This window comes from Chitinophaga pollutisoli, assembly GCF_038396755.1.
Taxonomy (GTDB): Bacteria; Bacteroidota; Bacteroidia; order Chitinophagales; family Chitinophagaceae; genus Chitinophaga; species Chitinophaga pollutisoli.
Map to the genome: position 1 here is coordinate 5,024,894 of NZ_CP149822.1, position 23,572 is coordinate 5,048,465.

Here is a 23,572-nt window from a genome sequence, read left to right on the forward strand (position 1 = left end):
CGCAAGGGGGAACTTTTTTTAATCAACCAACTTTACACGCAAATGAAAGGATTTTGGATCATCCTGCTGCTATGCCTGCAGGGGAGCGTTGCCCTGATGGCGCAGAGCGTCACATTGGCGGAAACAAACGCACCGCTGGAAGTAATTTTCCGAAAGGTGAAGCAACAGACCGGCGTTAGTTTCGTTTACACGAAAACGGAGCTGGAAGCCGCCAAACCGGTAACGATCAGCGTTACCAATTCGCCGTTGAACCAGGCGCTGCATGCCGCATTCGAAGGACAGCCGCTGACCTGGGCGCGCGAAGGCCAGTATGTGGTGGTAAAAGCCGCGCCCGTTCGCAAAATGGCACCTGAATCACAACAGGCCGCGGAGCTGACGGGCCGTGTGACAGACGGGAAGGGCCAGCCTTTGGTAGGTGCGGTCGTGAATGTGAAAGGCACGCAGATAGCGGCTTACACGGATGAGAAGGGGAATTTTACCCTCGCGAACGTGCCCGACGATGCCGTGCTGATCGTGCGGATGATGGGCTTCAGGCAGAAAGAAGTGGCCGTAACCGGCCGCAGGCTGAGGATAGAGCTGGAAAGCGTTGCCCAGCAGATCGAGGAAGTGGTGATCACTACCGGTCTGTTCAACCGTAAAAAGGAAAGCTTTACAGGCGCTACGTCCACCTTCACTGGTGAGCAACTGAAATCCGTCGGCAACCAGGATGTGGTGAAATCCCTCCGAACCCTGGACCCTTCGTTCAATGTGGTGCCCAATAACCTGATGGGCTCCAACCCGAACGGCCGTCCGCAGGTAGAAGTGCGCGGGCAGACCGGCATTTCTTCCTTTAACTCCCAGCTGGGCATCGATCCCAACCAGCCGCTCTTTATCCTCGACGGATTTGAAGTATCCCTGCAGCAGGTAGTAGATCTCGACATCAACCGCGTGGCCAGCATCACCCTCCTCAAAGACGCCGCTTCCACCGCTATCTACGGCGCCAAAGCGGCCAACGGCGTTGTGGTAATCGAAACCATCAAACCCAAGCCCGGACAGATGCGCCTGACCTATACCTCCGACCTTACTTTCGACTCCCCCGACCTGCGCGATTACAATCTGATGAACGCAACTGAGAAACTGGAGTTTGAACGCCTGGCAGGCCGTTATAAATCCTTCACCGGCTTGCCTTCGCAACTGGCGTTGGACAGCATGTATAACCGCCGCGCCGGCCTGGTGGCTCAGGGCGTTAATACCTACTGGTTGAAAGTTCCGCTGAAGAACGCATTTTCGCAACGTCATTCCGTATATGCAGACGGCGGCGACGACGCCGTGCGTTACGGCATCGGCGCCAACTACCGCCGCAACGAAGGGGTGATGAAAGGCTCCGGCCGTAACACGTACGGCATCAACTTCGACCTGATCTACCGTAAAGGGAAATTCAATATTTCGAACAAAGCATTCTTCACCGGCGTAAAATCGGACGACTCACCGTATGATTTCACCGCATTCGCCAGGGCCAATCCGTATTACAAAATGTACGACGAGAACGGCGACACTCCGAAATACCTGGAAGTGACAAGCGATGCATATGCCAGTCCCAATTACGTACGCAACCCCTTGTACGACGCTACCCTGAAAAGCTTCAGCACCGGCAAGCAACAGATCTTTACCGATAACCTTGCTATCCAGTATAACATCCTGGATGGCATGCAGGCCATCGCGGGTGTGAGCTTCACGGTAGACAATACCAACAACGAAAGTTTCCTCGATCCCCGGAACGCCGATTTCGAAGAAGCGGCCAACGATCTGAAAGGAAGATATACGTCCCGGGAATCCGGCAAAACTTCCTGGCAGGGATATCTTGCCATGAACTACGGCAAGGTTCTGGCTGGCGGGCACCAGGTAGCCATCAACCTCCGTGGAGACGCAACCGAGTCCAAAACCAAAGGCCTCACAACCATGGTACGCGGATTTCCCTTCGGCAGCAACGGAAACCCTGCTTATGGCACGAGTTACGACAATCAGCAGCGCCTGCCCGGCTATGTTGACGCCGTTTTCCGTTCCGCCTCCGGCCTCGCCGCAGGTAACTATTCCTGGCAGAACCGGTTCCTGGCTGACGCATCCGTACGCTACGATGTGTCTACTTCCTTTGGTGCCAACCAGGCGGCACACCCGTTCTGGTCGCTCGGCGCGGGATGGAACCTGCATAATGAGCCTTTCATGCGCCCGCTGCGGTTCATCAACCGGCTGAAATTGTTTTACAATGGCGGTACGAGCAGTAACCAGAGCTTTACCGGGATGGGCTCCACTTCCGTGTACACCTATGCCGGCCTTTACAATATCGCAATGGGGCAATCGCTGGTACTGGGACAGGTAGGGAATCCCGACCTGAAGTGGCCTATCACCCTGACCACCAACCTCGGATTCGACATCTCGTTGTTCAAATCCCGCATCAACGCCACGTTGAACTATTTCCGAAAGAATACCGACGACATGGTGATTCCTTTAACCATGCCGCCCTCTACCGGTTACAAGACCTATAACATCAATGCCGGCAGCCTGCGCAACTCCGGCGTGGAAGTGACCGCCCGCGTGACGCCCTGGGCCAATCCCGAACGCCGCGCTTCCTGGACGGTAACCCTCAACGGCATCTGGCAGAACAGCAAGTTTGCCGGGCTGGGCAATTCCCTCGCACAGGAAAACAATAAGTTCTCCAGCGATACCGTTGCCCTGTCGGAGCAATTCCGCCGGTACCGCGACGGATACAGCCAGTACGATCTTTGGTCGGTTCGTTCCCTCGGCATCGATCCCGGCAGCGGAAAGGAAGTATTCGTAAAACTGAGCGGCGAGCGCACTTTCGTATATGATAAGAACGACGTTCAGATGATCGGATCTTCCCGGCCCACCGTGGAAGGGGTAGTAGGAACGGGTTTCATGTACCAGGGCTTCAGCTTCTCGGTGAATTTCCGCTACCGCCTGGGCGGCCAGGTGATCAACGATGCGCTGTTCAATAAAGTGGAGAATGTAGGCGCAACCGACATTTACTTCAACCAGGACCGCCGTTCGCTGTACGACCGCTGGAAGAAACCCGGCGATATCGCCAACTTCCGCAGCATCACAGAAATCGGTTCATCCACCATGAAGACGTATGTTACTTCCCGCTTCCTGCAGAAAGAAAACACGTTTACCGGCGAATCGATCAGTGTGGGGTACGAATTCAGCCAGGCGAAATGGATCAGCAAACTGGGAATGAAAAACCTCCGTATCAATGCCTACATGAACGAGTTCGTTCGCTGGTCTACCATCCAGGCGGAAAGAGGCATCGAATATCCGTTCACCCGGTCCGGCTCCCTTTCCCTCAATGCCAGTTTCTAACCGTGAAAAGTGATTACAACATGAAAAAGACATTCATCAGCATATACGCACTCGGCGCCCTGGCGCTGTTTTCCGCCTGCAAAAAATGGGTGGACGTGCAGCCGAATGACCGGCTGCTGGAAGACCAGGCGTTCAATAATCCGGAAAACATCCGCTTTGCGCTGAACGGCATTTACAGCAATTTGGCCGCCAAATCGCTTTACGGCCAGTTCATGACTATGACGGCGGTGGATGCCCTCGGGCAGCTCAACAGCGGCGTCCAGCTCAATACGGGCGGCACGCCCTCTGGCGTTGCAACCGGCACGCCCGCCCTGCCTTATACCAATTACAATTGGGACGACGTGAGACTGAAAGCCGGCATGGATGCCGCCTGGACGCAGGCTTACCGTTCGATCCTGAACATAAACATGTTCCTGACAAACCTGGAAAAGTATCCCGGGGTGATTGCCACAGCGGAGGAAAGGCTTTACCGCGGCGAATTGTATGGCCTGCGCGCCATGCTTCATTTCGACATGCTGCGGCTTTTCGGGCCTGTCTATCTCACCGATAGCACCGCCCTGTCCATTCCCTACTATACGACAAGCTCTCCCACCGTTAAACCCCTGATAAAGGCGAATGACGTGATGGACAGCGTACTTGCAGACATAGGCAAGGCCATGTTACACCTCGATGCCGACCCGGTACTGACGACCGGCAAGCAGGACAAGGTTGTGAACGACGGGCTGGACTATTCCCGCATGCGCAATCTCCGTATGAACTGGTACGCGGCCAGGGCGCTCCAGGCCCGTGTGCTGCTGTATCGCAATGCGAAAGAAGCGGCCGGTGCAGTGGCCGCAGACCTCATCGCCAAAATGGACGCCCAGTTCCCCTGGTTCGACGAAAAAACCGGTGCACTGCCGATCGACAGGGCGTTCAGCAATGAAGTGCTGTTCGCATTGAACGTCCCTAACATGTACGACTGGACGCGCGAGATTTTTGCCGGTGATGTGGAGGCGCAATTCATGTGGTCGCCCAATAACGTCCGGCTGAACGCTGCGTATGAAAATAACGGGTCTACCGATTTCAGGTTTACGACCATCAAACCCTTCAGTTGGTGGGATGTTCCTCCCGGCGCGGTGTTTAGCTTCCGTACCATGCGGAAGTTCAATAACGTGGATGGCGACAATGTACAGTTCCGCTTCCGGATGCCGATGCTCCGGAAAAGCGAGATCTATTTCATCGCCGCTGAGTGCGCAACCAGCGATGCTGCCGGTTTTGAATTGCTGAACGCCGTCCGCAAGGCGAGGGGGCTCAGCGAGCCGCCGCTGACCACCAATCTGGCAACGGAAATCAGGAAGGAGTATGTGAAAGAATTGTATGGGGAAGGACAGGTGTTTTTCTATTACAAACGGACCAACACGAAAAGCCTGCTGAAAGCCAACAGCACGGGCACGACCGGTACAACGAACCTGCAAACGATGACCAGCAAACAATATGTGGTGCCGCTGCCTGAAAACGAGCGCTTTTATCAATAACCATTAATGCAACCAAATCATGAATAAGCGAATTTACTTATTACCTGTAGCATTTGCCTTGATGCTGGGCGCGTGCAAGAAATCCCCGCTCACGCAATATGATGAAAGCAGCACCATTTATTTCAAAGCAGCCCGGGGCACAACCGGCCGTGAACCGTCGCCCAACGATTCCATGGCGTTCTCCTTCCTTTACATGCAGGCGGATACATTCATCGTGAAGATTCCGGTGAGCGTGGCCGGCAGGGCGCAAGCCATCGACCGTCCGTTCGAAGTGGTGGCTGACACCGGTTCAACTGCAGCGCTCGGCAAGCACATGACGATCCTTTCTGCTGTTATCAGGGCCAATTCGTTGAACGATACCCTGTTTGTGAAAGTAAATCGCACGCCCGACATGGCCACCGCCAAACTGCTGATGCGATTGAAGCTGAAACCGAATCAATACTTCGGAACCGACTTCGCCATCCGCAACCTGGATACGAGGAAGATCCAAATGGACGTCTATCGCATTTTCGTCACCAGTACGGCTATCCAGCCCGAACGTTGGCTGGAAGCATATTTTGGAAAGTTTTCCGCCAAAAAGGCGAAGCTGATGACCGAATTGTTCGGGTTTAATTTCGAAACAGATTTCAATGCACCTTACGGACCAACATCCTCCATCAGCTTTGTGACATCCGGCGGCGGGGCTATGGCAAGGTACCTGCAGGATATGGAAGACGCCGGCACGCCCGTATACGAGGAAGACGGTACCAAAATGGCGATGGGATCAGTGTTCAATAACCTCTAATTCATCAACATGAAGCAATATATTTTACTTTCCGCGGCAATGGTCATTCTCGGCAGCGCCTGTATGAAAGACAAAGGAAACTACGACTATAAGCCGATCAACGAGGCGGCCATCACGCTGCCCGCAGAGGTATTTACCAAGCTCGGGGATACACTTCGGCTGCGCCCGGAAATAAAGCTTACGCAAGATGGCGGCGATGGTTCGGACACCACGCGCTATGCCTACAAATGGGTGGTTGAGCTGACGCTGAATTCCGTACAGGAAATCAATAACACCCGCGATTTCAACAAACCTGTTGATAACCTGAACGTAGGCCAGTATACAGCTGCTTACTATATCAAGGATAAAACGACCGGCGTGAGTTATGAGAAGAAATTCAAACTGACGATTACGACGGCAGCCTATGAAGGGTTCATGGTGCTTGGCGCACTGGGCGATTCCTCCCGGCTTGACATGCTCGCGTTTGACGGGGTAAATGCAGATTCCACCAAATTGTATACGGATGTGCTAACGGTTTTCAACTCCAATTATCCGCGCCCGATCGGGAAGCCCCTGGGCATGCATACCGCTGTCAAGAATCGCGATTACCAGTTTTTTATTTCCACCACCACCGGCACCAACTCGCTGGAGCGGAATACGCTGAAGTGGGAAGCGAACAAAAACATATCATTCCTTTGCTTCGGCCGTATCCCGCAGGGCTTCCTGCCGGAGGCATTCTGGTCGCTAGGTACTACTTACGGCATGTTCGCCAACGACAAGATTTACGTGTATACCAATGCTTCCATATTTATCCTGAACTCGCCTGCCAACCACGTAAAAGGCGAAACGCAGCCGTTCAGGCCCAGCAAGTTCTTTAACATGGTAAGTACAGGTTTGACCGATTACCTGCTGATGTTCGATACGGAAAAACGGCGCTTTGCCCGCGTAGGCATCCGGACGCAGGACAGGGACTCGTATGCCAGCCTCCTGCTGACGCCGACTTCCGCCAAATTTGACTATAACGATGTAAAAATGGACCTGGTCTGGATGAGCAGCAACGCTGTCGGAGGCAACGTATTTGCAGTATTGAAGAACGATGCCGGGGAATACTGGTTTGCCATGTTCAACCCGGCCACACTGGAACAACCGATCTACAAGAAAATGAACGTTGGTCCTGATATGGCTAATGCGAAGCATTTCGCCGCAGATCCCAGTTACGCGACGCTGTATTACGGCAGCGGGAACAAGCTGTATGCTTATCTCCCCGACGCCAACCGGGAAGTGCTGGTGGAAAACTTCGGAGAGAAGATCTCCTTCATGTATTTTCCCAACAACATTACCAACAATAGTCTGTATCTGCCTTACCGGAATAACCTGATGGTAGCGACTTTCAACGCTTCCCTTCCCGCTACGGGCGGTACCTTGCGGTTCTTCAAAACCAATTCCCAGGGTTCCGTACCGCAGGCGACCGTGACCACCACGCACGGCGGATTTGCCGAACCGGTGGGTGTCGCTTTCCGTTCGAGGAGCGGTAATTATTAAAGGATATTTCCGAAATCAGCCAATATATGCCACGCAGGTGCAGGCGGGGGGCCTGCACCTTTTTTTTAAAGTATTTTTTATGAAGAAATTATTTTTAACCGCCGCCATCTTTTGTGCCATGCAAGGCTTTGCGGCGGTAATGCCCACGACATACATCCACGGTACCACCGATGCGAAGGGGGCGAAAACGATGTACCTCTTCCGCGCGGCGGATGGTAATATGGAACAGTTTGCTACGGTGAAAGCCAATGAAGCGGGAAGCTTTGCGTTTGCCGTGGCGCAACCGGCCGAGGGTTTCTACTATGTGTCCGACAATGGGAACGTGAATATGCTCAGTCATCGCATTTACATGAAAGGCGCGTCCACCATCGAAATGGACATCAAAGGCGGGAAGGCCGCCGTTAGCGGGGGATCGAAAGAAAACCAGCTGCTTTCAAGGTGGCAGGCGGTGTACGATGATATCGCCGTTCCTTCCTGGAGCGGGATGCAGTACCGCGGGACGTATGAGGATTTCTTTCCCATCTTCGAATCCTTCCTGCCGAAATACGAAGCTTTCCGCAAGAACATGAAAAGTGGCAACAAAGCATTTGACGAACTGATGCAATATCTCGTGGTGAATGATGTGGACGCGGCGGCGATCAATTTCCTGTTCATGCCCCGCACCAAACATCCGAAAGAAGCGGACTACCCGGCTTATTACCGGCAGATTGTGCAGCCCGGTAAATATGCTGGCACGCGCGCGCTACAGCTGGGCGACGGCGTCCGCAGGCTGGGTGCATATGTCATGTTCAGCCAGATGGGAAAAGGCGGCAAAGCCACTACCGAAGATATGCTCGGCGCCATCCCCAACGATACGCTCAAGGGGATGTACCTCGCCAGCAGCTTCGGCCGTTACCGTTCGCAGGATGCGCTGGCTGATGCGATGAAGCCATACAAGCACCTTTTGGTAACCGATTCGCTGAAAGCCCGCTATCAGCGCGCGGAGGCGGCACTGGCGACATTTGCGAAAGGAGAGAAATCGTTCAATTTTTCCTATACTGACATTAACGGCAAAACCGTGTCCCTGGCCAGCCTGAAAGGAAAGGTGGTGCTGGTGGATATGTGGGCCACCTGGTGCGGGCCCTGCAAAGAGCAGATCCCGCACCTCAAAAAGTTGGAGGAGGAAGTGAAAGGCACCGATATCGCGATCGTAAGCATTTCGGTGGATAAGGACGCGGACAAGCAGAAGTGGGAAGATTTTGTGAAGGAAAGGGAATTGGGCGGCATCCAGCTGTTCGCCGGTTCCAACCGGGACATGATGGATTATTACAAAATCTCCGGCATCCCGCGCTTCCTGGTGTTTGATAAAGCAGGCAGGATCGCGACGGTGGATGCGCCGCGCCCGTCTATGCCGGAACTGAAGCCTTTGCTGATGCAGCTGGCCGGCGAGAAGTAGTCACTGTATATTTTAGAATAGATTCAGATTGAAATGACATGTTGCGGCGGCGCTATTTTTAGTGCCGCTTTCTTTTGTACGAGGTGCCGGCTGCGGTTTTGAAATTTGCCGGCTTCGAAGCGGGCGGGTAAATTCCCGTTGTGCATAAAAAACGGCCGGCCCGGATTTCACCCGGCCGGCCGTTCTGATTGTCTTATATCAGTACCATTTACGACATGGATCTGATCACTTCAATGGTACGTTTTACCATGTCGGGCGTGATGCCGAGATGGGTAACGATACGCACTTTGGTGGGAGAGATGGCCATCACGCGGATGCCGTGTTTGGCGAGGTAGTCTCGGAAAGTGACGGGCGTCCAGTCGCCGCAGACTTCGAAGATGAGGATATTGGTTTCCACGGGCAGCATATGCCCGATAAATGTCTGTTCGAGTAACGCTGCCGCGATGGCTTTGGCGTGCGCATGGTCGTCGGCCAGCCGTTCGAGGTGATGGTCTAGGGCGTAGATGCCGGTTGCGGCCATGTATCCTGCCTGGCGCATGCCGCCGCCGAGTTTTTTGCGGATGCGTTTGGCTTCGCGGATGAAATCGGCGGAGCCGAGCAAAACGGAGCCGATGGGGCAGCCGAGGCCTTTATTGAGGCAAACGGAGATGCTGTTGAACACCCGGCCGTAATCTGCGGCGGATTGGCCGGTGGCGAGGAGGGCGTTGAAGAGCCTGGCGCCGTCGAGGTGGAGGCGAAGGTTATGGTCGAGGCAGGTTTGGCGGATGCGGAGGATTTCGTCCCAATCGTAGCAGCAGCCGCCGCCGAGGTTGGAGGTATTTTCGAGGCAAACGAGGGAAGAGGTGGCTTTATGGTCGTCGCCTGTCGGATTGACGGCCGCTGCCACATCGGCGGCTGTGATCATACCGCGGTCGCCTTCGATGGGGCGGGCCTGGGCGGAGGAATTGAACGCGATGCCGCCGCCTTCGTAGATGTATACGTGTGCGGTGGACGAGCAGATGACTTCGTCGCCGGGTCGGGTGTGGGTTTTGATGGCGATTTGGTTGCTCATGGTGCCGGAAGGGCAGTAAAGGGCTGCCTCCATGTCAAAAAGGGCTGACATCCTGGCTTCCAGTTCCTGGACGGAGGGGTCTTCCCCGAAAACGTCGTCGCCTGTACGGGCTTTAAGCATGGCCTCCAGCATGGCGGGAGTGGGTTGTGTGAAAGTGTCGCTCCTGAAATCCATTGAAAAAAATGCAATGAGTGATTGAATAAATTAGAGAGAATGATTATTTGAAGTAGGATATTTTTCAATTGTTAAAATTTGCATAAACCGGTCAAATTAGCGACTAAAAAGCTATTAAAATCCGTTTATACAGTGTACTTTGTTATAGCAGTCAATGTTGATTGCCGTTATGATAAAGCGCCCGATCATTGAAAATGAATGCGTAACAGGCATCTTACCCCGGTCCGTAACCCAAGATCAAAACCATATCAGTGATATTTGGAAGAGTGGGGGATTAGCACGATCTTTGCAGGCTAATTTCGCAACCGTGTAAGATATACCAATTAAATGTTACAACAAAATTATCTTTCGGCTTGTTAGTATAATATTCGTAAACCAATACTTTTAAATATATGAGGCAACTTAAAATTGCCACCCAGATCACCAATCGTGATTCGCAGGCGGTAGAAAAATACCTCCAGGAAATCTCGAAGATCCCTTTGTTAACTCCAGAGGAAGAGACGATACTGGCCCAACGTATTAAAATGGGGGACCAGCGCGCTCTCGAAAGATTAACGACCGGGAACCTCCGGTTCGTTGTATCCGTCGCCAAACAATATCAGCACCAGGGCTTAAGCCTCAGCGACCTCATTAATGAAGGCAATTTAGGGTTGATCAAAGCGGCACAGCGGTTCGACGAAACCAAGGGTTTCAAGTTTATCTCTTACGCCGTATGGTGGATCCGCCAGTCCATCCTGCAGGCTTTGGCAGAGCAAGGCCGTCTGGTCCGCCTGCCGCAAAACAAAATCGGCACTTACAACAAAGCGAATAAAGCCTACATGGCATTCGAACAGGAAAACGAACGCGAGCCCTCCACCGAGGAACTGGCCGAAATCCTGGAAATGTCCGAATCGGAGATTAACAATATCTTCCAGAGCAATACCCGCCACATGTCTCTCGACGCTCCCGTTCACGAAGCGGAAGACGTTGCCATGGGCGACCTCCTGGAAGGCGGCGACGTGACGGACGACGATGTGATGCAGGACTCGCTCAGAGAAGAAATCCGCCGCGTGCTCAAATCCCTGAGCCCCCGCGAAGCGGAAATCGTGAACGCGTACTTTGGTCTGGATGGTGAAAACGGTGCAACGATCGAACAGATAGGACAGAAGTATGATTTGACGAAAGAACGTATCCGCCAAATCAAGGAAAGGGCCATCAAACGCCTGCAGAAAGCCCGCTACAGCGGCGCACTGAAATCCTACCTGGGGTAATCGAAACAACATCTTATTAATTGATTCTGGGATAAAAGCATCCCGCCTGTGAATGGCGGGATGCTTTTTTATATCCCATAGAGAACAGTTATAGGCGCATAGACGCCTTTCATACCTTCCGATTCGAAATTCTCCTTCCAACCCTTTATTTTTGCAATCTTATGCGAAAGGCATCTTTTACACTGATCCTCGTCTCTATGATAGGGTCAGCCTGTGAAAAAGAACAGACAGGACAGCAACCAGGCCCCAACCTCCCCGTCGTGGAAGGCATTATCGAAGAAAACGGATACCCCATGGTGGTGCTCACCCGCAACCAGGCGTATTTCTCCGGTAATACCGCTCCCGCCGATGATGAGACCTGGATCAGGGATGCCGTGGTTTCCGTGTCGAACGGCCCGCAAACCCAACAGCTCCGGGAATACCAGCTGACAGACGCCGCCGGCCGCAGGTTTCGGGCCTACACTTTAGACACCGCCCGCCTGCGTGACGCCTTTCACGGCGAAACAGGAAAGAGCTACACCCTCACGATCGAATCGGAAGGGCGAAAACTCACCGCTATCACCACCATCCCGGCGCGCAGCCTGCTGCTCGACTCCGCCTGGTGGGCTCCCGGGAAAGCCGGGATCATGGCAAGACTTACAGGCAGTACCAGCCAGCAAGCCTACGCCCGGTATTTCACCGCCCGCAGGGGAGAAGATTTCCGGCCCGGTATGTACCCGCTTTCATCGCGCACCGGCACTTTCGACCTCCAGCTACCTGAAGGGCCCGGGACGTACCTGGCGGACTACGGAAAGGGAGACACCGTGCTGCTGAAGTTTTGTAACGTCGACCACCGGACCTACGACTTCTGGTTCAGTGCCGGCAAGGCTTTGGCGGAAGGGAAAGATCCCCTGGGGCCGGGAGCACGCGCAACGGGGAACGTCTCCGGCGCACTGGGGTACTGGGGCGGGTACAGCGTAACATTTGAAAGGATCATCATTCCTGAATAAATCGAAATCAAAACCAAACCAACCAACAAGCAGAAAACAACAGCATGGAAAACAACACTAACCAGGAACATGCACATGTTCTGATCATCGGCTCCGGCCCCGCAGGGTACACCGCAGCCATCTATGCCGCCAGGGCGAACCTGAAGCCCGTCCTCTACCAGGGCATCCAGCCCGGAGGTCAGCTCACCATCACCACCGAAGTGGAGAACTATCCCGGCTACCCCGAAGGTATCCAGGGCCCCGAAATGATGGTGGACTTCGAAAAGCAAGCCGCCCGCATGGGTGCGGATATCCGCTATGGCATGGCCACTTCCGTGGATTTCTCTTCGCATCCCTTTAAAGTCGTAATCGACGAGGAAAAGACACTTACCGCAGACGCGATCATTATAGCCACCGGCGCCTCCGCCAAATGGCTGGGCCTGCCCTCTGAGCAGCGCCTCAACGGTAGCGGCGTTTCCGCCTGCGCCGTGTGCGACGGATTCTTCTTCCGCGGAAAAGAAGCGGCCATTGTTGGTGCGGGAGACACTGCGGCCGAAGAGGCCCTCTATCTCTCTAAAATCTGCTCCAACGTGCACATGCTCGTTCGCCGGGATGAAATGAGAGCTTCCAAGGTAATGCAGGACCGCGTCCTCAAAACCTCCAACATCATGGTGTACTGGAACACCGAAACCCTTGAGGTAACCGGAGAGAAGAAAGTAGACGGCGTGCGTATCCTCAACACCAAAACCAACGAGGAGAAGCAAATTCCCATCGACGCGTTCTTCGTAGCCATCGGCCACCAGCCCAACTCCGGCATCTTCGCCGGCCAGCTGGAGATGGACGAGCAAGGGTATATCAAAACTACCCCGGGCACCACTAAAACCAGTATAGAAGGCGTTTTTGCCTGCGGCGACGTGCAGGACAAGAACTACCGCCAGGCCGTTACGGCCGCCGGCAGCGGTTGCATGGCCGCACTCGATGCGGAACGCTACCTTTCCGCGAAAGGACATTAAACCAAACATACGGAAGGGCCGGCCTGCGAGCCGGCCCTTTTTTAATTGATGCATATGCTGACCATTGCGCTGGAACGTATCCGCTTTTTCGCCCATCACGGGTTTTATGCAGAAGAAAGGGTCATCGGCAACCATTTCCTGCTCGACGTGCTCGTGCAGCTTCCCGAGCCGGAACACCCCTCGCAGCTGGCGGAGTCGGTGAATTACGAGGCGTTGTTTTCCATTTCGAAGGAAGTGATGGAAGTGCCGCAGGCATTGCTGGAACAAGTGGTGCATGATATTTCCGAGAAAGTGAAGGCGCGTTTTCCGGTCATCCGTTATTCGAAAGTGACGCTGCGGAAGCAGGCGCCTCCGTTCGGAGGAGACCTGGCCTGGTCTTGTGTGGCACTGGAGAAACAATACTGAGCCGCACGATGTTATAGTTGCTGGCCGCCCATGTAGAAAGCGTGCAGGGTAATATGGCCGGGCGGAGAAATTGTGTATTTTTGGGGACCTGTTAAATTCGTTCCTATGCTTAAGAAAACCTTTTTACTATGTTGCGCCTCCATCCTGGCGCTCGCCGCGTTCGGGCAGTCGGTCGAGGAATCCCTCGCCCAGGCTAAACAACTGACCTTGCAAATGAAGGAAATCGAAGCGCTGCAACAATACAAAGATATCCTCCAGGCCGATCCCGGCAACGTCACCGCGCTTAACCAGAGCAGCCTTATCTGCAGTCGCGAAGGCGCCCGTCAGAAAGATAAAGCCGCCAAAATGGAATGGTTCAACAACGCGAAGATCTATGCTTACGAAGCCATGAAAGTGGACGTGGAAAACCCCGAATCCAACTACGCCATGGCGCTCGCCTGGGCCCGCATTGCGCAGATCTCCGGCGCCAAAGAGAAAGTGGCCGCCGCGAAAGAAGTGAAAAAGTACGTCGACCTGGCGCTCAAATTCAAACCCGATTACGGCGAAGCCTTCCACCTCCTTGGCAAATGGAACTTCGACATCTATAACCTCAGCTCCATCGAGAAAGCCGCCGCCAAAGTGCTTTTCGGCGGCATGCCCGCCGCATCGCTGGATGAGGCGATCGCCAATTACGAAAAATGCCGGCAGCTCACACCTTCTTTTATCCTCAATTATTTAGACCTCGCCCTGGCACTGCGGCAGAACAACGAGGAAACCCAGTCGATGGAAATCCTCAACAAAGCCATCCGCCTGCGGCCCATTTACCAGGACGATCCCGGTTACAAAGCCGAAGTTAAAAAGCTCCTGGATGCCATGCAGTAAGCCCTAGGCCAGCTGCTTTCCTTTCCACCTGCCGCTTTTCAGATACCACCAGGCCAGCGAGCCCATGGCGGTCCAGTACACGAACTCCGCGCCCCAGGCCCAGTGGAGGGCGCTGCGCATCTTTTCTATCACCACGAAGCAATACACCAGATACACGCCCACGGCGGCTATTTCGATGCCGAGGTTCACCCGCGTGTTGCCGGTTCCCGTTACCCCGTTGAACACGACGGCGGTAACGGCCGTCAGGAGCATCACCAGCGTGCAAACGTGCATGGAGGGGATGGCGTCCGCCATCAGGGTGACATCGGTCGTATAGATACGAAGCCAGAGATACGGGAAGATATTGATCAGCACGCAGAGGGCGGTGGAACAGATGACGGACAGCATCGCAATCTTGCGCACCATCGGCATCACTTCGCGCTCGCGGCCCTGGCCGATGAGGTTGCTGACCATGGTGTTGCAGGCCGATCCCAGCGCCCAGGTGAAGATGCCGAACAGCCCGAATATGCTGCGCATCATGTTGGAAATGGCGAGGGGCCGCTGCCCGAGGTGCTCGATAAAAATGAAGAATATCAGCCAGCTCCCGATGCTGAACAAGTATTGCACCACCAAAGGAGCAGATATAATGAGAATGCTGCGGCATCCTTTCCAGTCGGGTTTTAACCGTCCGAAAAGCTGGTATTTGATATTGAATTTGCCGATCAGCAACAATCCCCATGCCGATGCGAAGCCCGCGATCTCCGCCAGGATAGATGCCCAGGCGGCGCCGTTCAACCCCAGGGCGGGCATGCCCAGCTTGCCGAAGATCAGTCCGTAGTCGAACACGATATTGGTCACTTCCTGGAAGAGGGATATAGTGATCAGCAGCCGCGTGTTGCCCGTTCCAATATATAACGACGTACAAAGCCGCATGAGCATGAGGAAGGGGAGCCCCCAGATCCGGATGCGCGTGAACTCCGACGCTGCTTCCACAATGTGCGGGTCGTGAAGGCTGGCCCGGAAGAACGCCGGCGCGAAGGCCTGGGTGATCAGAATCCCTAAAAACGACATGCCCATCGACAACACCAGCCCGTTGCTGAAGATCGGCCCCATGGCGCCAAGATTCTGTTCCCCCGTGCGCCGGGCAAACATCACCTGCATCCCGTTGGTAAGCCCGTAAGAGATCATATAAATCACGAGGGTGTAAATACCCGCGATCCCGTTCACCGCAATGGGGAATTCTCCCAGATGCCCGAGAAAAGCGGCATTGGTAAGGTGATTGATCTGCGGGAGGATCAGGGAAAGACAAATGGGGCCGGCGATCTTGATGATCTGCCTGTTCGTAACTTCTACTTGCATAAAAAACCGTAAAAACCCGGCAAAAATAACGGTTTGGCATGCGGTGCCAAGGAATTAATGACGAAAACGATTCCTCCGGGGCCTCTGCGGGTCATCTTGCCAGGCTGAACCTCCGTGGTTCTCAACATTTTTGACTATTATTGTGCGGAATAACTGACAGACAATGCCCGTGGCATATACCATACAACCCACCTACGCGATAGACGACGCGACGTTGCTGGAAACAGACCTCACCACCTGCACCCTGTTGGTGATGATCGGTTCCGGCACATTCAGCTATGCCGTGCTCGCGCCCCTGCAGCGCAAGTTCCTGGCCCTGAAGAGCTACAGCTACCAGCCCAGGACCGTTGCCATGGCTGATCTCGAAATGATCGAACAGATCTTCGATGCCGACAGGCTGCTGTTCACCGCCTTCAAAAAAGTGCTGCTCGCTTTCTCCTCGGCGGATAATACCCTCGTGCCGCGCGAGTTTTACCAGCAACAACTCCGGAAAGATTACCTGCAGGCCGCCTTGCCCCACAAATCGCAGGATGCCGTATTGACGGATGAGATCGCTGAACTGGGGCTGGTGAACGTGTTTTCGGTAGATAAGGATATGCTGGGGTTCCTGCGCAAGGAATTTTCCACCGACGACGTCGCCCATGCCCATACCGCGTTGCTGAAAGGCTACCGCCAGGACGCGGATCATACCGCATCCGAAGGCATCGCTTATGCGGAAGTGCAGGCGCAACATTTTACCTTGACCATCTACGCCGGCGGAAAGCTGCTCATGCAGCACCAGTACGCCCACCGGGGAGGGCTCGATATCGTATATTATATCGTCAACAGCCTCCGCCAGCTGGGCCTCAGCGAACTGCAGGCCCGCATCAAACTGGGCGGCGCGCTCACAAAGGATTCGCAAGTGTTTCAGGAACTGAGCAGGTTTTTGCCCAGGATAGAATGGGTACACCGGCCCGACGGTTTCCTCTACATCCCAAAGATGATCGACATGCCGTCGCATCAATTCTTTAATCTTTACGCCCTGGCGTTATGCGTATAATCGGTGGCGAACTGGGCGGGCGCCGCATCCACCCGCCTGCGAACATGCCGCATACCCGGCCTACGACAGACATCGCCAAGGGCGGGCTTTTCAACATCATCGAAAATAATCTCGACATCACTTCCCTGCGCTGCCTCGAACTGTTCGGCGGCACCGGCAGCATCACGTTCGAACTGGCCTCCCGCGGGGCAACGAGCCTGACGGTGGTAGAGAAAGATAATACCATGGCGGGTTTTATCGCCAAAGCAGCCGAAGGGCTGGGCGTAAGTCCGCAAATCATAAAGATGGACGCATTCCGTTACCTGCAACAACCCGGAATTCCGTTCGATTTCATCTTTGCCGATCCGCCCTACGAACTGGGCAATATGGAAGAACTGCCGAAGCTCGTTTTCAGCCAGGGCTGGCTGAAGGAAGAAGGATGGTTTGTACTGGAGCATACGCGGAGAAACGATTTCCGTCATTTCCCCTATTTCCGCGCGGAGCGGCATTACGGCACCACGATTTTTACCATTTTCATCAACCGGGAGGAGCTGAAAACCCCTGCCGGCGTATAACGCAAACCACATGCAAAGAATCGCTCTATTCCCGGGTACCTTCGATCCTGTAACATTGGGACACACCGATATCATCGACCGCGCATTACCGCTTTTCGATAAACTTGTCATCGGCATCGGCGTCAATTCCGGGAAAGTACCGATGTTTTCAGTGGAACAACGTGTGGAGTGGCTGCGCGAAATCTATAAAGACCAGCCTACGGTGGAAGTTACGTCGTATGAAGGACTGACAGTCAATTTCTGCAAACAGATCGGCGCGAAATTTATCCTGCGCGGTATCCGTTACGTGGCGGATTTCGAGTACGAGAAGGCTATCGCCGACATCAACCGGAAAATGGAGCATGAAGTGGAAACCATTTTCCTGACCTGCTCCCCGGAATTTTCCACCATCGCCAGCACGCTCGTACGCGACGTGATCCGCAACGGTGGCGACGCTGCGCAGTTCCTGCCGGACGCCGTGTCTTCTTCTTTGCAATATTCCAAACTTTCGTAATAAAACTTTGGCTATGAAACCCATCTGGTTCTCGCTGGATATTTCCCTGGATCAATTGAACGAAAACGGCCGCAAAACGATGGGCGAGTGGGTAGGTATGGAGTTTACCGAGATCGGGCCCGATTACCTGCGCGCCATGATGCCGGTCGATCATCGGACGATACAGCCCTATGGCCTCCTGCACGGCGGTGCTTCGGCGGCATTGGCTGAAACCGTTGGCAGCGTGGCATCCGCGCTCATCATCGATCCCGAAAAGCAGATCTGCGTGGGTCAGGAAATCAATGCCAATCACCTCCGCGGCGTCCGGGAAGGATATGTGCACGCCATCGCGAAACCCCTGCATATCGGTTCGGGCTCGCATGTATGGGATATCCGCATCACCGACGACCAGCATAAACTGGTTTGCGTAAGCCGCCTCACGGTGGCCGTGCTGGCTAAAAGAGAGAAGAAGGCCGAGTAGCTTATTTTTCCGCCAGCAGGTACTGCATTCTCGCGATCACATCGTGCTGCACGACGCGAAAACCCGCGCCAGTGAGCATTTCTTTCACAAAATCCGCTCCCATCCTCAGTTTCCGGTAACTGCTCACTTTCTGTATCCATTCACCGTTGGATTTCTCCAGCAACTGGTCGTACACCCGCACATATCCCGGCGCATATTCCAGGAAGCAGGTGTGGATGCGGTCATCGTCTGCCCTGATCGGTATAAAGCGCTGCTCGCCAAACAATTCTTCCGTAAGATCGCGGAACGACAAGGCCAGCCTGCCCCCGGCGGGTAACAGGTCAAACCATTGCCCGATAAGGGTTTGGACGGTTTCTATATTTTCCAGGTGCGTAAGGGTATCGCCCATGCAGGTGATCAGTTCGGCCTCCGTAGCGTATTGCGGTACGTCTTTCAGGTTGGCGAGCACGGTGCGGATGGGCAAACCTTTGGCCCGGGCGTTCAGGTCGGAAAGCAGGTGCTGGTTAAAGTCCACCGCAAACACCGTGAACCCCAGTTTCGCCAGGGACACGGATTGCAGGCCGTGCCCGGCCCCCAGGTCGATGGCGGTCTTGTTGCCGCGTGGGAGCACCCCGCGGGAAGCAAACCATTCCTGTTGCTCCTGCTGCTTCGTTTCGAAATTGCCCGACATCCAGGCGTAGAAGGCCGCGAGGTGGTTTTCGTAATGGGATTGGACGCTCATAAGTTATGCATGTGCGGCGTAGCCGGCTTTGGTGAGCACGTCCACGATGTTTTGATAGGAATACGGCATGTATTTGGCGATGTGCTCGGGTTTGATCCATTGGATGTCCATAATATCTTCCTCGATCTGGGGAATGGTAAGCTCGGTGCCGAAGAAGTGCATGCGGTACCAGTAGCTGTGTTTGAGTATATGCTTGTCTTTGAGGCTGTAATAGTGGAAGGTTTCGGTGATGAGGCGCCCGAGGGTCACGTTTTTCAGGCCGGTTTCTTCCTGGACTTCGCGGAGGGCGCAGGCTTCGAGGGTTTCGCCGTCGTCCTGCTTGCCTTTGGGGAGGTCCCACTTGCCGCGGCGGAACATGAGGAGGATGTCTCCCGCTTCGTTGGTGACCAGTCCGCCCGCCGCTACGAGCACGGTGAAGTGGCTTTTCACCAGATCGAGGAGGGTTTCGGGCTCGCCGGTGCGGAAAACCACGGCCGGGAGCTGGTTCTTTTCCAACAGGGCGATGGTTTGGGCCACTTCTGCGGCGGATGGGCTGAACAGGGTGGTGGCGCCGGTAAATTCCGGCTGGAGGGATGTCTGAAGGCCGGCGATGATCAGCGGGCGTTCATTAATATATATATGTATCGGTGTTTCCATGCCGCAAAAATAATCCTTTGCATTATTCATCGTACTTTTGCGCCGTTATGAGTAATGTCAGCGAAAAACAGGTAGCAGAGAAGCTGCTCCAGATTCAAGCCGTAAAACTGAGCCCTGCCCAGCCTTTTACCTGGGCTTCGGGCTGGAAGTCCCCGATTTATTGCGACAACCGCAAGGTCTTGTCATATCCGTATGTGCGGGATTACATCAAATCCGAGCTTTCCAACATCGTATTCGAAACCTGGCCGGAAGCCGCGGTGATCGCGGGCGTAGCCACGGCGGGCATCCCGCATGGCGCGCTGGTAGCGGATCAGCTTAAACTGCCATTCATTTACGTACGTTCCAAGCCGAAAGAGCACGGGATGGGCAACCAGATCGAAGGCGTGCTGCAGCCGGGCCAGCCGGTAGTGGTGGTGGAAGACCTGATCTCCACCGGTAAAAGCAGCCTCGAAGCCGTGCAGGCCATTCGCGCCGCCGGCGGGGAGGTGATCGGCATGGTGTCGATCTTCAATTATGGGTTCGACGTGGCGGTGAAAGCTTTCGAAGCGGCCGGCGTATCGTTCAAATCGCTGAGTAATTACAACGCCCTGATCGAGCTGGCGGTGGAAAAAGGCCAGGTGGGCCCCGACGAGCAGGCTACTTTGCAAGCCTGGCGCACGGCTCCCGACGTATGGGGGAAGTAGGCGATATATTGCGATGAAATCGTATATTGTGAGAGATTAAAAACAATCATCCTATGCGTATCATTAAAATGGTACTGGTACTGCTGCTGGCAGTTACCGGTTCGGCGATGGCCCAGGCGAAGAAAGGAACGCTGGCAACGGCAAAAATCAAGGTGCCGAGCGTTCAGTGCAATATGTGTAAAGACGCGATCCAGCGGTATTTTCTGAAAGAGGAAGGGGTTAAGTCCATGGTGGTAGATGTGAAAAAGAAGGAGGCGACGGTGAAATATTACACCGACCGCACCAATATCGAGAACATCAAAACCGCCATTGCGAACGTAGGATATGATGCGGATGATGTGACAGCCAACGAGGATTCTTACAACGACCTCCCCAAGTGCTGCAAAAAGCCGGAAGACGGCGGTGGCCCCGTTCAGAAGAAACACTAATAATACAGCAGATAATTATAGACCGCTCCGGCTTGCCGGGGCGGTTTTTTTGTGGGGTGCCGCTGTGGATTGGCGGTCAAAATGCACAAAAATTTGCGACATGACTGGCGAAATAACAGGTAGGATTAATTCAATAATATTGATACCGGATCAGTGAAAGAAGCGTTTTTCAGTGACTTTTATCCGCTAGCGTACTCGAGTTTCCGGTTCCCGAAGGCAACGTGTAAGTCAATTTGATATGCGGTTCATGCAGGCTAACGAAGTCTTTTTCTGCAGGATTTGCTCGATTAATCCGCTGTATTTTCGATTTCTCTGGCAAGTCGATAGGTTTGATATATGAATATTTTAAATAATTTGACGTGCGTTTTACATCAGCTTTGCGCTTTCAGCATATGCGGAAAAGTGTATGATAAGAGCCATTTTACCCCATCTGAAGACGGTGACGTCCATCGCAAATGTGCAAAAAGTACCAGCCAGGCACTAACAATTAACGTAATGGGCAGACCATTTTAGTGATAAAATAGGGGCGATTACGAAAGGCTCATGAGCCGTCACAAGTCGTTTTCGACAAGACGTGTCGCTGGATTTTAGAGGGGAACCCGAGGCTTTTTGGGGCGCCGGCACTTCCTCAAATGTCGAATCATAGGCTCGAGGAAAAGTGCGAAATCTGAAAATGTAATCCGGAAATGGTAAAGTTTCTACCTTTTTTAAACGGAATATGGGTAGAAAAATGCTGAAGTCGGTGTGGCACAAATGCCCCTGTTAGATGTATTCTGTGCAAAAAAAATGAGCCGTTTGGGCAGGAGGGAACGCAGTTCAAACTGGAGTCAATCCGTGAAAAGTACAATTCTACTATCGGTATTAAGGATTTCGAGATCTGAAATTGCGGCGAAAGAAAAGTGGGTGCCGGATAGTAATGCTGATAGAAAAACCGTTGAAATCGATTTGGGCATCATCCGGATTTGCATGGCAAAAGGCCGTTTATTTTGGTCGAATCCCGGCCGGAAACTTCTTCGCAAGTTCAGGAAAATGGGTGGCGGGACGTTTTTTTGTCTTGATTTATGACGGTTGAAATAGGAGGATTCTCTTCGGCGTTCCGCTTCGAATGGATAAAGCCGAACGGCCATTCCATTTCAAAATCACCTGCCGAATCTATCTCCGGCACAAAAAAGGCCATCCCGAAAGATGGCTTTAATTATTGTAATGATTTGAAAACTCCGATCAGAAAAAGTCGAACTTCTGTTTCGTTTCGCATCGAATCGGGAAGGGGACAAACACGCCTTTTTTGCCGACTTTGCAATTTCCGGCGGCTTTGATGGTGACTTCCTTGTTCGCTAAAACGCCGAGCATATTCTTAAATACGTTCCCCATTTCGACCTGCAGTTTCACCGGGAAATAAAAAGTATCGCGGGCCGGGATATCAATCAAGGTGTCCTGGAAAGAATGACCGACTTTGGTGTCGTCCAGGAAAACGTCGAATTCTGCGTCTTTCAGCCGGAGCGAAAAATTGTTCGGGTTGTAATAGGCCAGCTCGATTTTGACGGTGCTTTTTGAAAAACTCAAATTCTCCATATCAAAACTGGCGACCCGGACAAATTCCAGGTCTTTCATTTTTCCACATGCGCTGACCCCTAACCAAATAGCAAGGATCATAATATACCAGGTTACCTGCTTCATGAACGGCGTTTGAAAATTCGTATCAAACCTACGACAAATCCTTCCAAAAATTAAGTTAAAAACGCGCTGGTCCGGGGGCTGGGGGCGGACCATCTATTTGAAATTTTACTTTAAACAAAACACCTCGAAAATCAGTGATTTTTTAGACTAATATCTTTAGTATTTTTGTTGACTTTTAACATTTTACATGAAATGGCAGATTGCTAATATTAATAGCATATTTATTTGAATTCTATGATCTGTTAATCAAGAATTTAAAGTGCATTAACAAAAGCTTTTTATTTAATAGCAGGCAGCCATTTTCAATTGATTTACACTATCGAAAAATTAAAACGGACAGTATGGCAGAACAGGGTACAAATGGGATTTTATTGATTGAAAGTCAATATTTTCCGACAATTAATTTTTATAAAACTTTAATTGAAAGCGAAAAAGTACGTTTTGAGCGTATGGAGCATTACCAGAAGGTTAGTTTTCGCAATCGTTGCTACATCGCGGGGCCTAATGGAAAGATCCTTTTGAGCGTTCCGCTGGTGAAAGGAAAAAATCAGCGGACCGTGATGAAGGATGTCCGGATTTCGAATCAGGAACCCTGGCAGACCCTCCATTGGAAAACCCTTACTTCCGCCTACCGTCGTTCCCCCTGGTTCGAATATTTCGAACCGGAACTGGAAGTTTTATATGATAAGGAATTTGAATATCTGCTCGACTGGAACATGGCGTGTTTTGAGTTCGCCAATCGCGCACTTGGTTTCGAGCCGGTCGTAGAAATGACCGATACATATAATAAGGACTATAGCGCCGATCCTGCGATCCTGGATCTGCGGGACAAAATGTTACCCGGCCGGGAGCTTGAGAATGTGCTTGCCTACACCCAGGTTTTCGGAGAAAGGACCGGCTTTTTGCCGAACCTTAGCATCCTCGATCTGTTATTTTGTGAAGGGAAAAGGGGTTTGGAGTTACTGAAATGATAATGAGGCGATTGTAAGAGAATCGTCAACCCGGGCCCCAAAGCCCGGGAATTGCCGGGAGTATTTCATAATGCGCTTTATGTAATATGATTTAATATATTGTAATACAGCTTTTTAACAATGTTACTTCCCATTCATAAAAAAGAATAAATTTTTTTGGAAATCGATTCGAACAAAATAGTAGATTTGCATCCAATTTTGCTGGGGAAACGACTTACGTAGGTGTATAAACCAGAAGTTTC

General features: G+C 52.9%; 23 protein-coding genes. 18 read left to right on the forward strand and 5 right to left on the reverse strand.

Translation table 11 applies throughout. The annotated features are described in order from the left end of the window. Positions 1 to 42 precede the first annotated feature (42 nt). From WJU16_RS21355 to WJU16_RS21375, 5 genes are all read left to right on the forward strand, one after another. Complete coding sequence (locus WJU16_RS21355) at positions 43 to 3,354, forward strand: SusC/RagA family TonB-linked outer membrane protein (protein ID WP_341835431.1); 3,312 nt, start codon at positions 43 to 45, stop codon at positions 3,352 to 3,354. Between the two features lie 20 nt (positions 3,355 to 3,374). After that, entirely contained in the window at positions 3,375 to 4,868 is a 1,494-nt protein-coding gene (locus tag WJU16_RS21360) for a RagB/SusD family nutrient uptake outer membrane protein (RefSeq protein ID WP_341835432.1), read from the forward strand. 19 nt (positions 4,869 to 4,887) lie between these two features. After that, the gene (locus WJU16_RS21365; protein ID WP_341835433.1) at positions 4,888 to 5,652 is read left to right on the forward strand and encodes a DUF4843 domain-containing protein; all 765 of its coding nucleotides are present in this window, start codon (positions 4,888 to 4,890) and stop codon (positions 5,650 to 5,652) included. Between the two features lie 9 nt (positions 5,653 to 5,661). After that, entirely contained in the window at positions 5,662 to 7,173 is a 1,512-nt protein-coding gene (locus WJU16_RS21370) for a PKD-like family lipoprotein (protein WP_341835434.1), read from the forward strand. 79 nt (positions 7,174 to 7,252) lie between these two features. Next, positions 7,253 to 8,608 carry a TlpA disulfide reductase family protein gene (locus WJU16_RS21375; protein ID WP_341835435.1) on the forward strand — a complete coding sequence of 452 codons (1,356 nt, stop codon included), beginning with the start codon at positions 7,253 to 7,255 and terminating at the stop codon, positions 8,606 to 8,608. 208 nt (positions 8,609 to 8,816) lie between these two features. Here WJU16_RS21375 and WJU16_RS21380 read toward each other — a convergent pair whose 3' ends face one another. Further along, positions 8,817 to 9,833 carry a GntG family PLP-dependent aldolase gene (locus WJU16_RS21380; protein ID WP_341835436.1) on the reverse strand — a complete coding sequence of 339 codons (1,017 nt, stop codon included), beginning with the start codon at positions 9,831 to 9,833 and terminating at the stop codon, positions 8,817 to 8,819. 392 nt (positions 9,834 to 10,225) lie between these two features. Between WJU16_RS21380 and WJU16_RS21385 the strand changes: the two genes are divergently transcribed. From WJU16_RS21385 to WJU16_RS21405, 5 genes are all read left to right on the forward strand, one after another. Beyond that, positions 10,226 to 11,083, forward strand: coding sequence for an RNA polymerase sigma factor RpoD/SigA (locus WJU16_RS21385; RefSeq protein ID WP_109698810.1), 858 nt, complete (start codon positions 10,226 to 10,228; stop codon positions 11,081 to 11,083). 161 nt (positions 11,084 to 11,244) lie between these two features. Beyond that, entirely contained in the window at positions 11,245 to 12,072 is an 828-nt protein-coding gene (locus WJU16_RS21390) for a DUF4249 family protein (RefSeq protein ID WP_341835437.1), read from the forward strand. Between the two features lie 44 nt (positions 12,073 to 12,116). Further along, the gene (trxB, locus tag WJU16_RS21395; RefSeq protein ID WP_341835438.1) at positions 12,117 to 13,064 is read left to right on the forward strand and encodes a thioredoxin-disulfide reductase; all 948 of its coding nucleotides are present in this window, start codon (positions 12,117 to 12,119) and stop codon (positions 13,062 to 13,064) included. A 54-nt stretch (positions 13,065 to 13,118) separates the two neighbouring features. Further along, positions 13,119 to 13,469 carry a dihydroneopterin aldolase gene (locus WJU16_RS21400; RefSeq protein ID WP_341835439.1) on the forward strand — a complete coding sequence of 117 codons (351 nt, stop codon included), beginning with the start codon at positions 13,119 to 13,121 and terminating at the stop codon, positions 13,467 to 13,469. 105 nt (positions 13,470 to 13,574) lie between these two features. Further along, the gene (locus tag WJU16_RS21405; protein ID WP_341835440.1) at positions 13,575 to 14,330 is read left to right on the forward strand and encodes a hypothetical protein; all 756 of its coding nucleotides are present in this window, start codon (positions 13,575 to 13,577) and stop codon (positions 14,328 to 14,330) included. 3 nt (positions 14,331 to 14,333) lie between these two features. On the opposite strand, the gene WJU16_RS21410 is transcribed toward WJU16_RS21405, so the two are convergent. Beyond that, positions 14,334 to 15,668, reverse strand: a complete 1,335-nt coding sequence (locus WJU16_RS21410; protein WP_341835441.1) for an MATE family efflux transporter — start codon at positions 15,666 to 15,668, stop codon at positions 14,334 to 14,336. 163 nt (positions 15,669 to 15,831) lie between these two features. Between WJU16_RS21410 and WJU16_RS21415 the strand changes: the two genes are divergently transcribed. Genes WJU16_RS21415 through WJU16_RS21430 form a run of 4 tightly spaced genes read left to right on the forward strand, consistent with a single transcriptional unit; the run spans position 15,832 to position 18,214 of the window. Continuing rightward, positions 15,832 to 16,707: a DUF3822 family protein gene (locus WJU16_RS21415; RefSeq protein ID WP_341835442.1), complete on the forward strand. Its 876-nt coding sequence runs from the start codon at positions 15,832 to 15,834 to the stop codon at positions 16,705 to 16,707. Then, positions 16,698 to 17,261, forward strand: coding sequence for an RsmD family RNA methyltransferase (locus tag WJU16_RS21420; RefSeq protein ID WP_341835443.1), 564 nt, complete (start codon positions 16,698 to 16,700; stop codon positions 17,259 to 17,261). The genes WJU16_RS21415 and WJU16_RS21420 overlap by 10 nt, the downstream gene beginning before the upstream one ends. A 10-nt stretch (positions 17,262 to 17,271) precedes the next feature. Further along, complete coding sequence (gene coaD, locus WJU16_RS21425) at positions 17,272 to 17,754, forward strand: pantetheine-phosphate adenylyltransferase (RefSeq protein WP_341835444.1); 483 nt, start codon at positions 17,272 to 17,274, stop codon at positions 17,752 to 17,754. 13 nt (positions 17,755 to 17,767) lie between these two features. Continuing rightward, complete coding sequence (locus WJU16_RS21430) at positions 17,768 to 18,214, forward strand: hotdog fold thioesterase (protein ID WP_341835445.1); 447 nt, start codon at positions 17,768 to 17,770, stop codon at positions 18,212 to 18,214. A 1-nt stretch (position 18,215) separates the two neighbouring features. Here the strand turns inward: WJU16_RS21430 and WJU16_RS21435 are convergent, their stop codons facing one another. Then, positions 18,216 to 18,935, reverse strand: coding sequence for a methyltransferase domain-containing protein (locus WJU16_RS21435; RefSeq protein ID WP_341835446.1), 720 nt, complete (start codon positions 18,933 to 18,935; stop codon positions 18,216 to 18,218). Positions 18,936 to 18,938: 3 nt separating this feature from the next. Next, positions 18,939 to 19,571 (reverse strand): NUDIX domain-containing protein, encoded by a 633-nt coding sequence (locus WJU16_RS21440; RefSeq protein ID WP_341835447.1) that lies wholly within the window; start codon positions 19,569 to 19,571, stop codon positions 18,939 to 18,941. 47 nt (positions 19,572 to 19,618) lie between these two features. Here WJU16_RS21440 and pyrE point away from each other — a divergent pair, with 47 nt between their 5' ends. The 3 genes from pyrE (at position 19,619) to WJU16_RS21455 (ending at position 21,747) form a co-directional block, all read left to right on the forward strand. Beyond that, a complete protein-coding gene (pyrE, locus tag WJU16_RS21445; RefSeq protein ID WP_341835448.1) occupies positions 19,619 to 20,254 on the forward strand; it encodes an orotate phosphoribosyltransferase in 636 nt (211 codons plus the stop codon). A 53-nt stretch (positions 20,255 to 20,307) separates the two neighbouring features. Next, the gene (locus WJU16_RS21450; protein WP_341835449.1) at positions 20,308 to 20,682 is read left to right on the forward strand and encodes a cation transporter; all 375 of its coding nucleotides are present in this window, start codon (positions 20,308 to 20,310) and stop codon (positions 20,680 to 20,682) included. Between the two features lie 744 nt (positions 20,683 to 21,426). Next, a complete protein-coding gene (locus WJU16_RS21455; protein WP_341835450.1) occupies positions 21,427 to 21,747 on the forward strand; it encodes a hypothetical protein in 321 nt (106 codons plus the stop codon). A gap of 156 nt (positions 21,748 to 21,903) precedes the next feature. Here the strand turns inward: WJU16_RS21455 and WJU16_RS21460 are convergent, their stop codons facing one another. Beyond that, a complete protein-coding gene (locus tag WJU16_RS21460) occupies positions 21,904 to 22,452 on the reverse strand; it encodes an LEA type 2 family protein (RefSeq protein ID WP_341835451.1) in 549 nt (182 codons plus the stop codon). Positions 22,453 to 22,700: 248 nt separating this feature from the next. Here WJU16_RS21460 and WJU16_RS21465 point away from each other — a divergent pair, with 248 nt between their 5' ends. Beyond that, the gene (locus WJU16_RS21465; protein WP_341835452.1) at positions 22,701 to 23,330 is read left to right on the forward strand and encodes a WbqC family protein; all 630 of its coding nucleotides are present in this window, start codon (positions 22,701 to 22,703) and stop codon (positions 23,328 to 23,330) included. Positions 23,331 to 23,572: the final 242 nt, after the last annotated feature.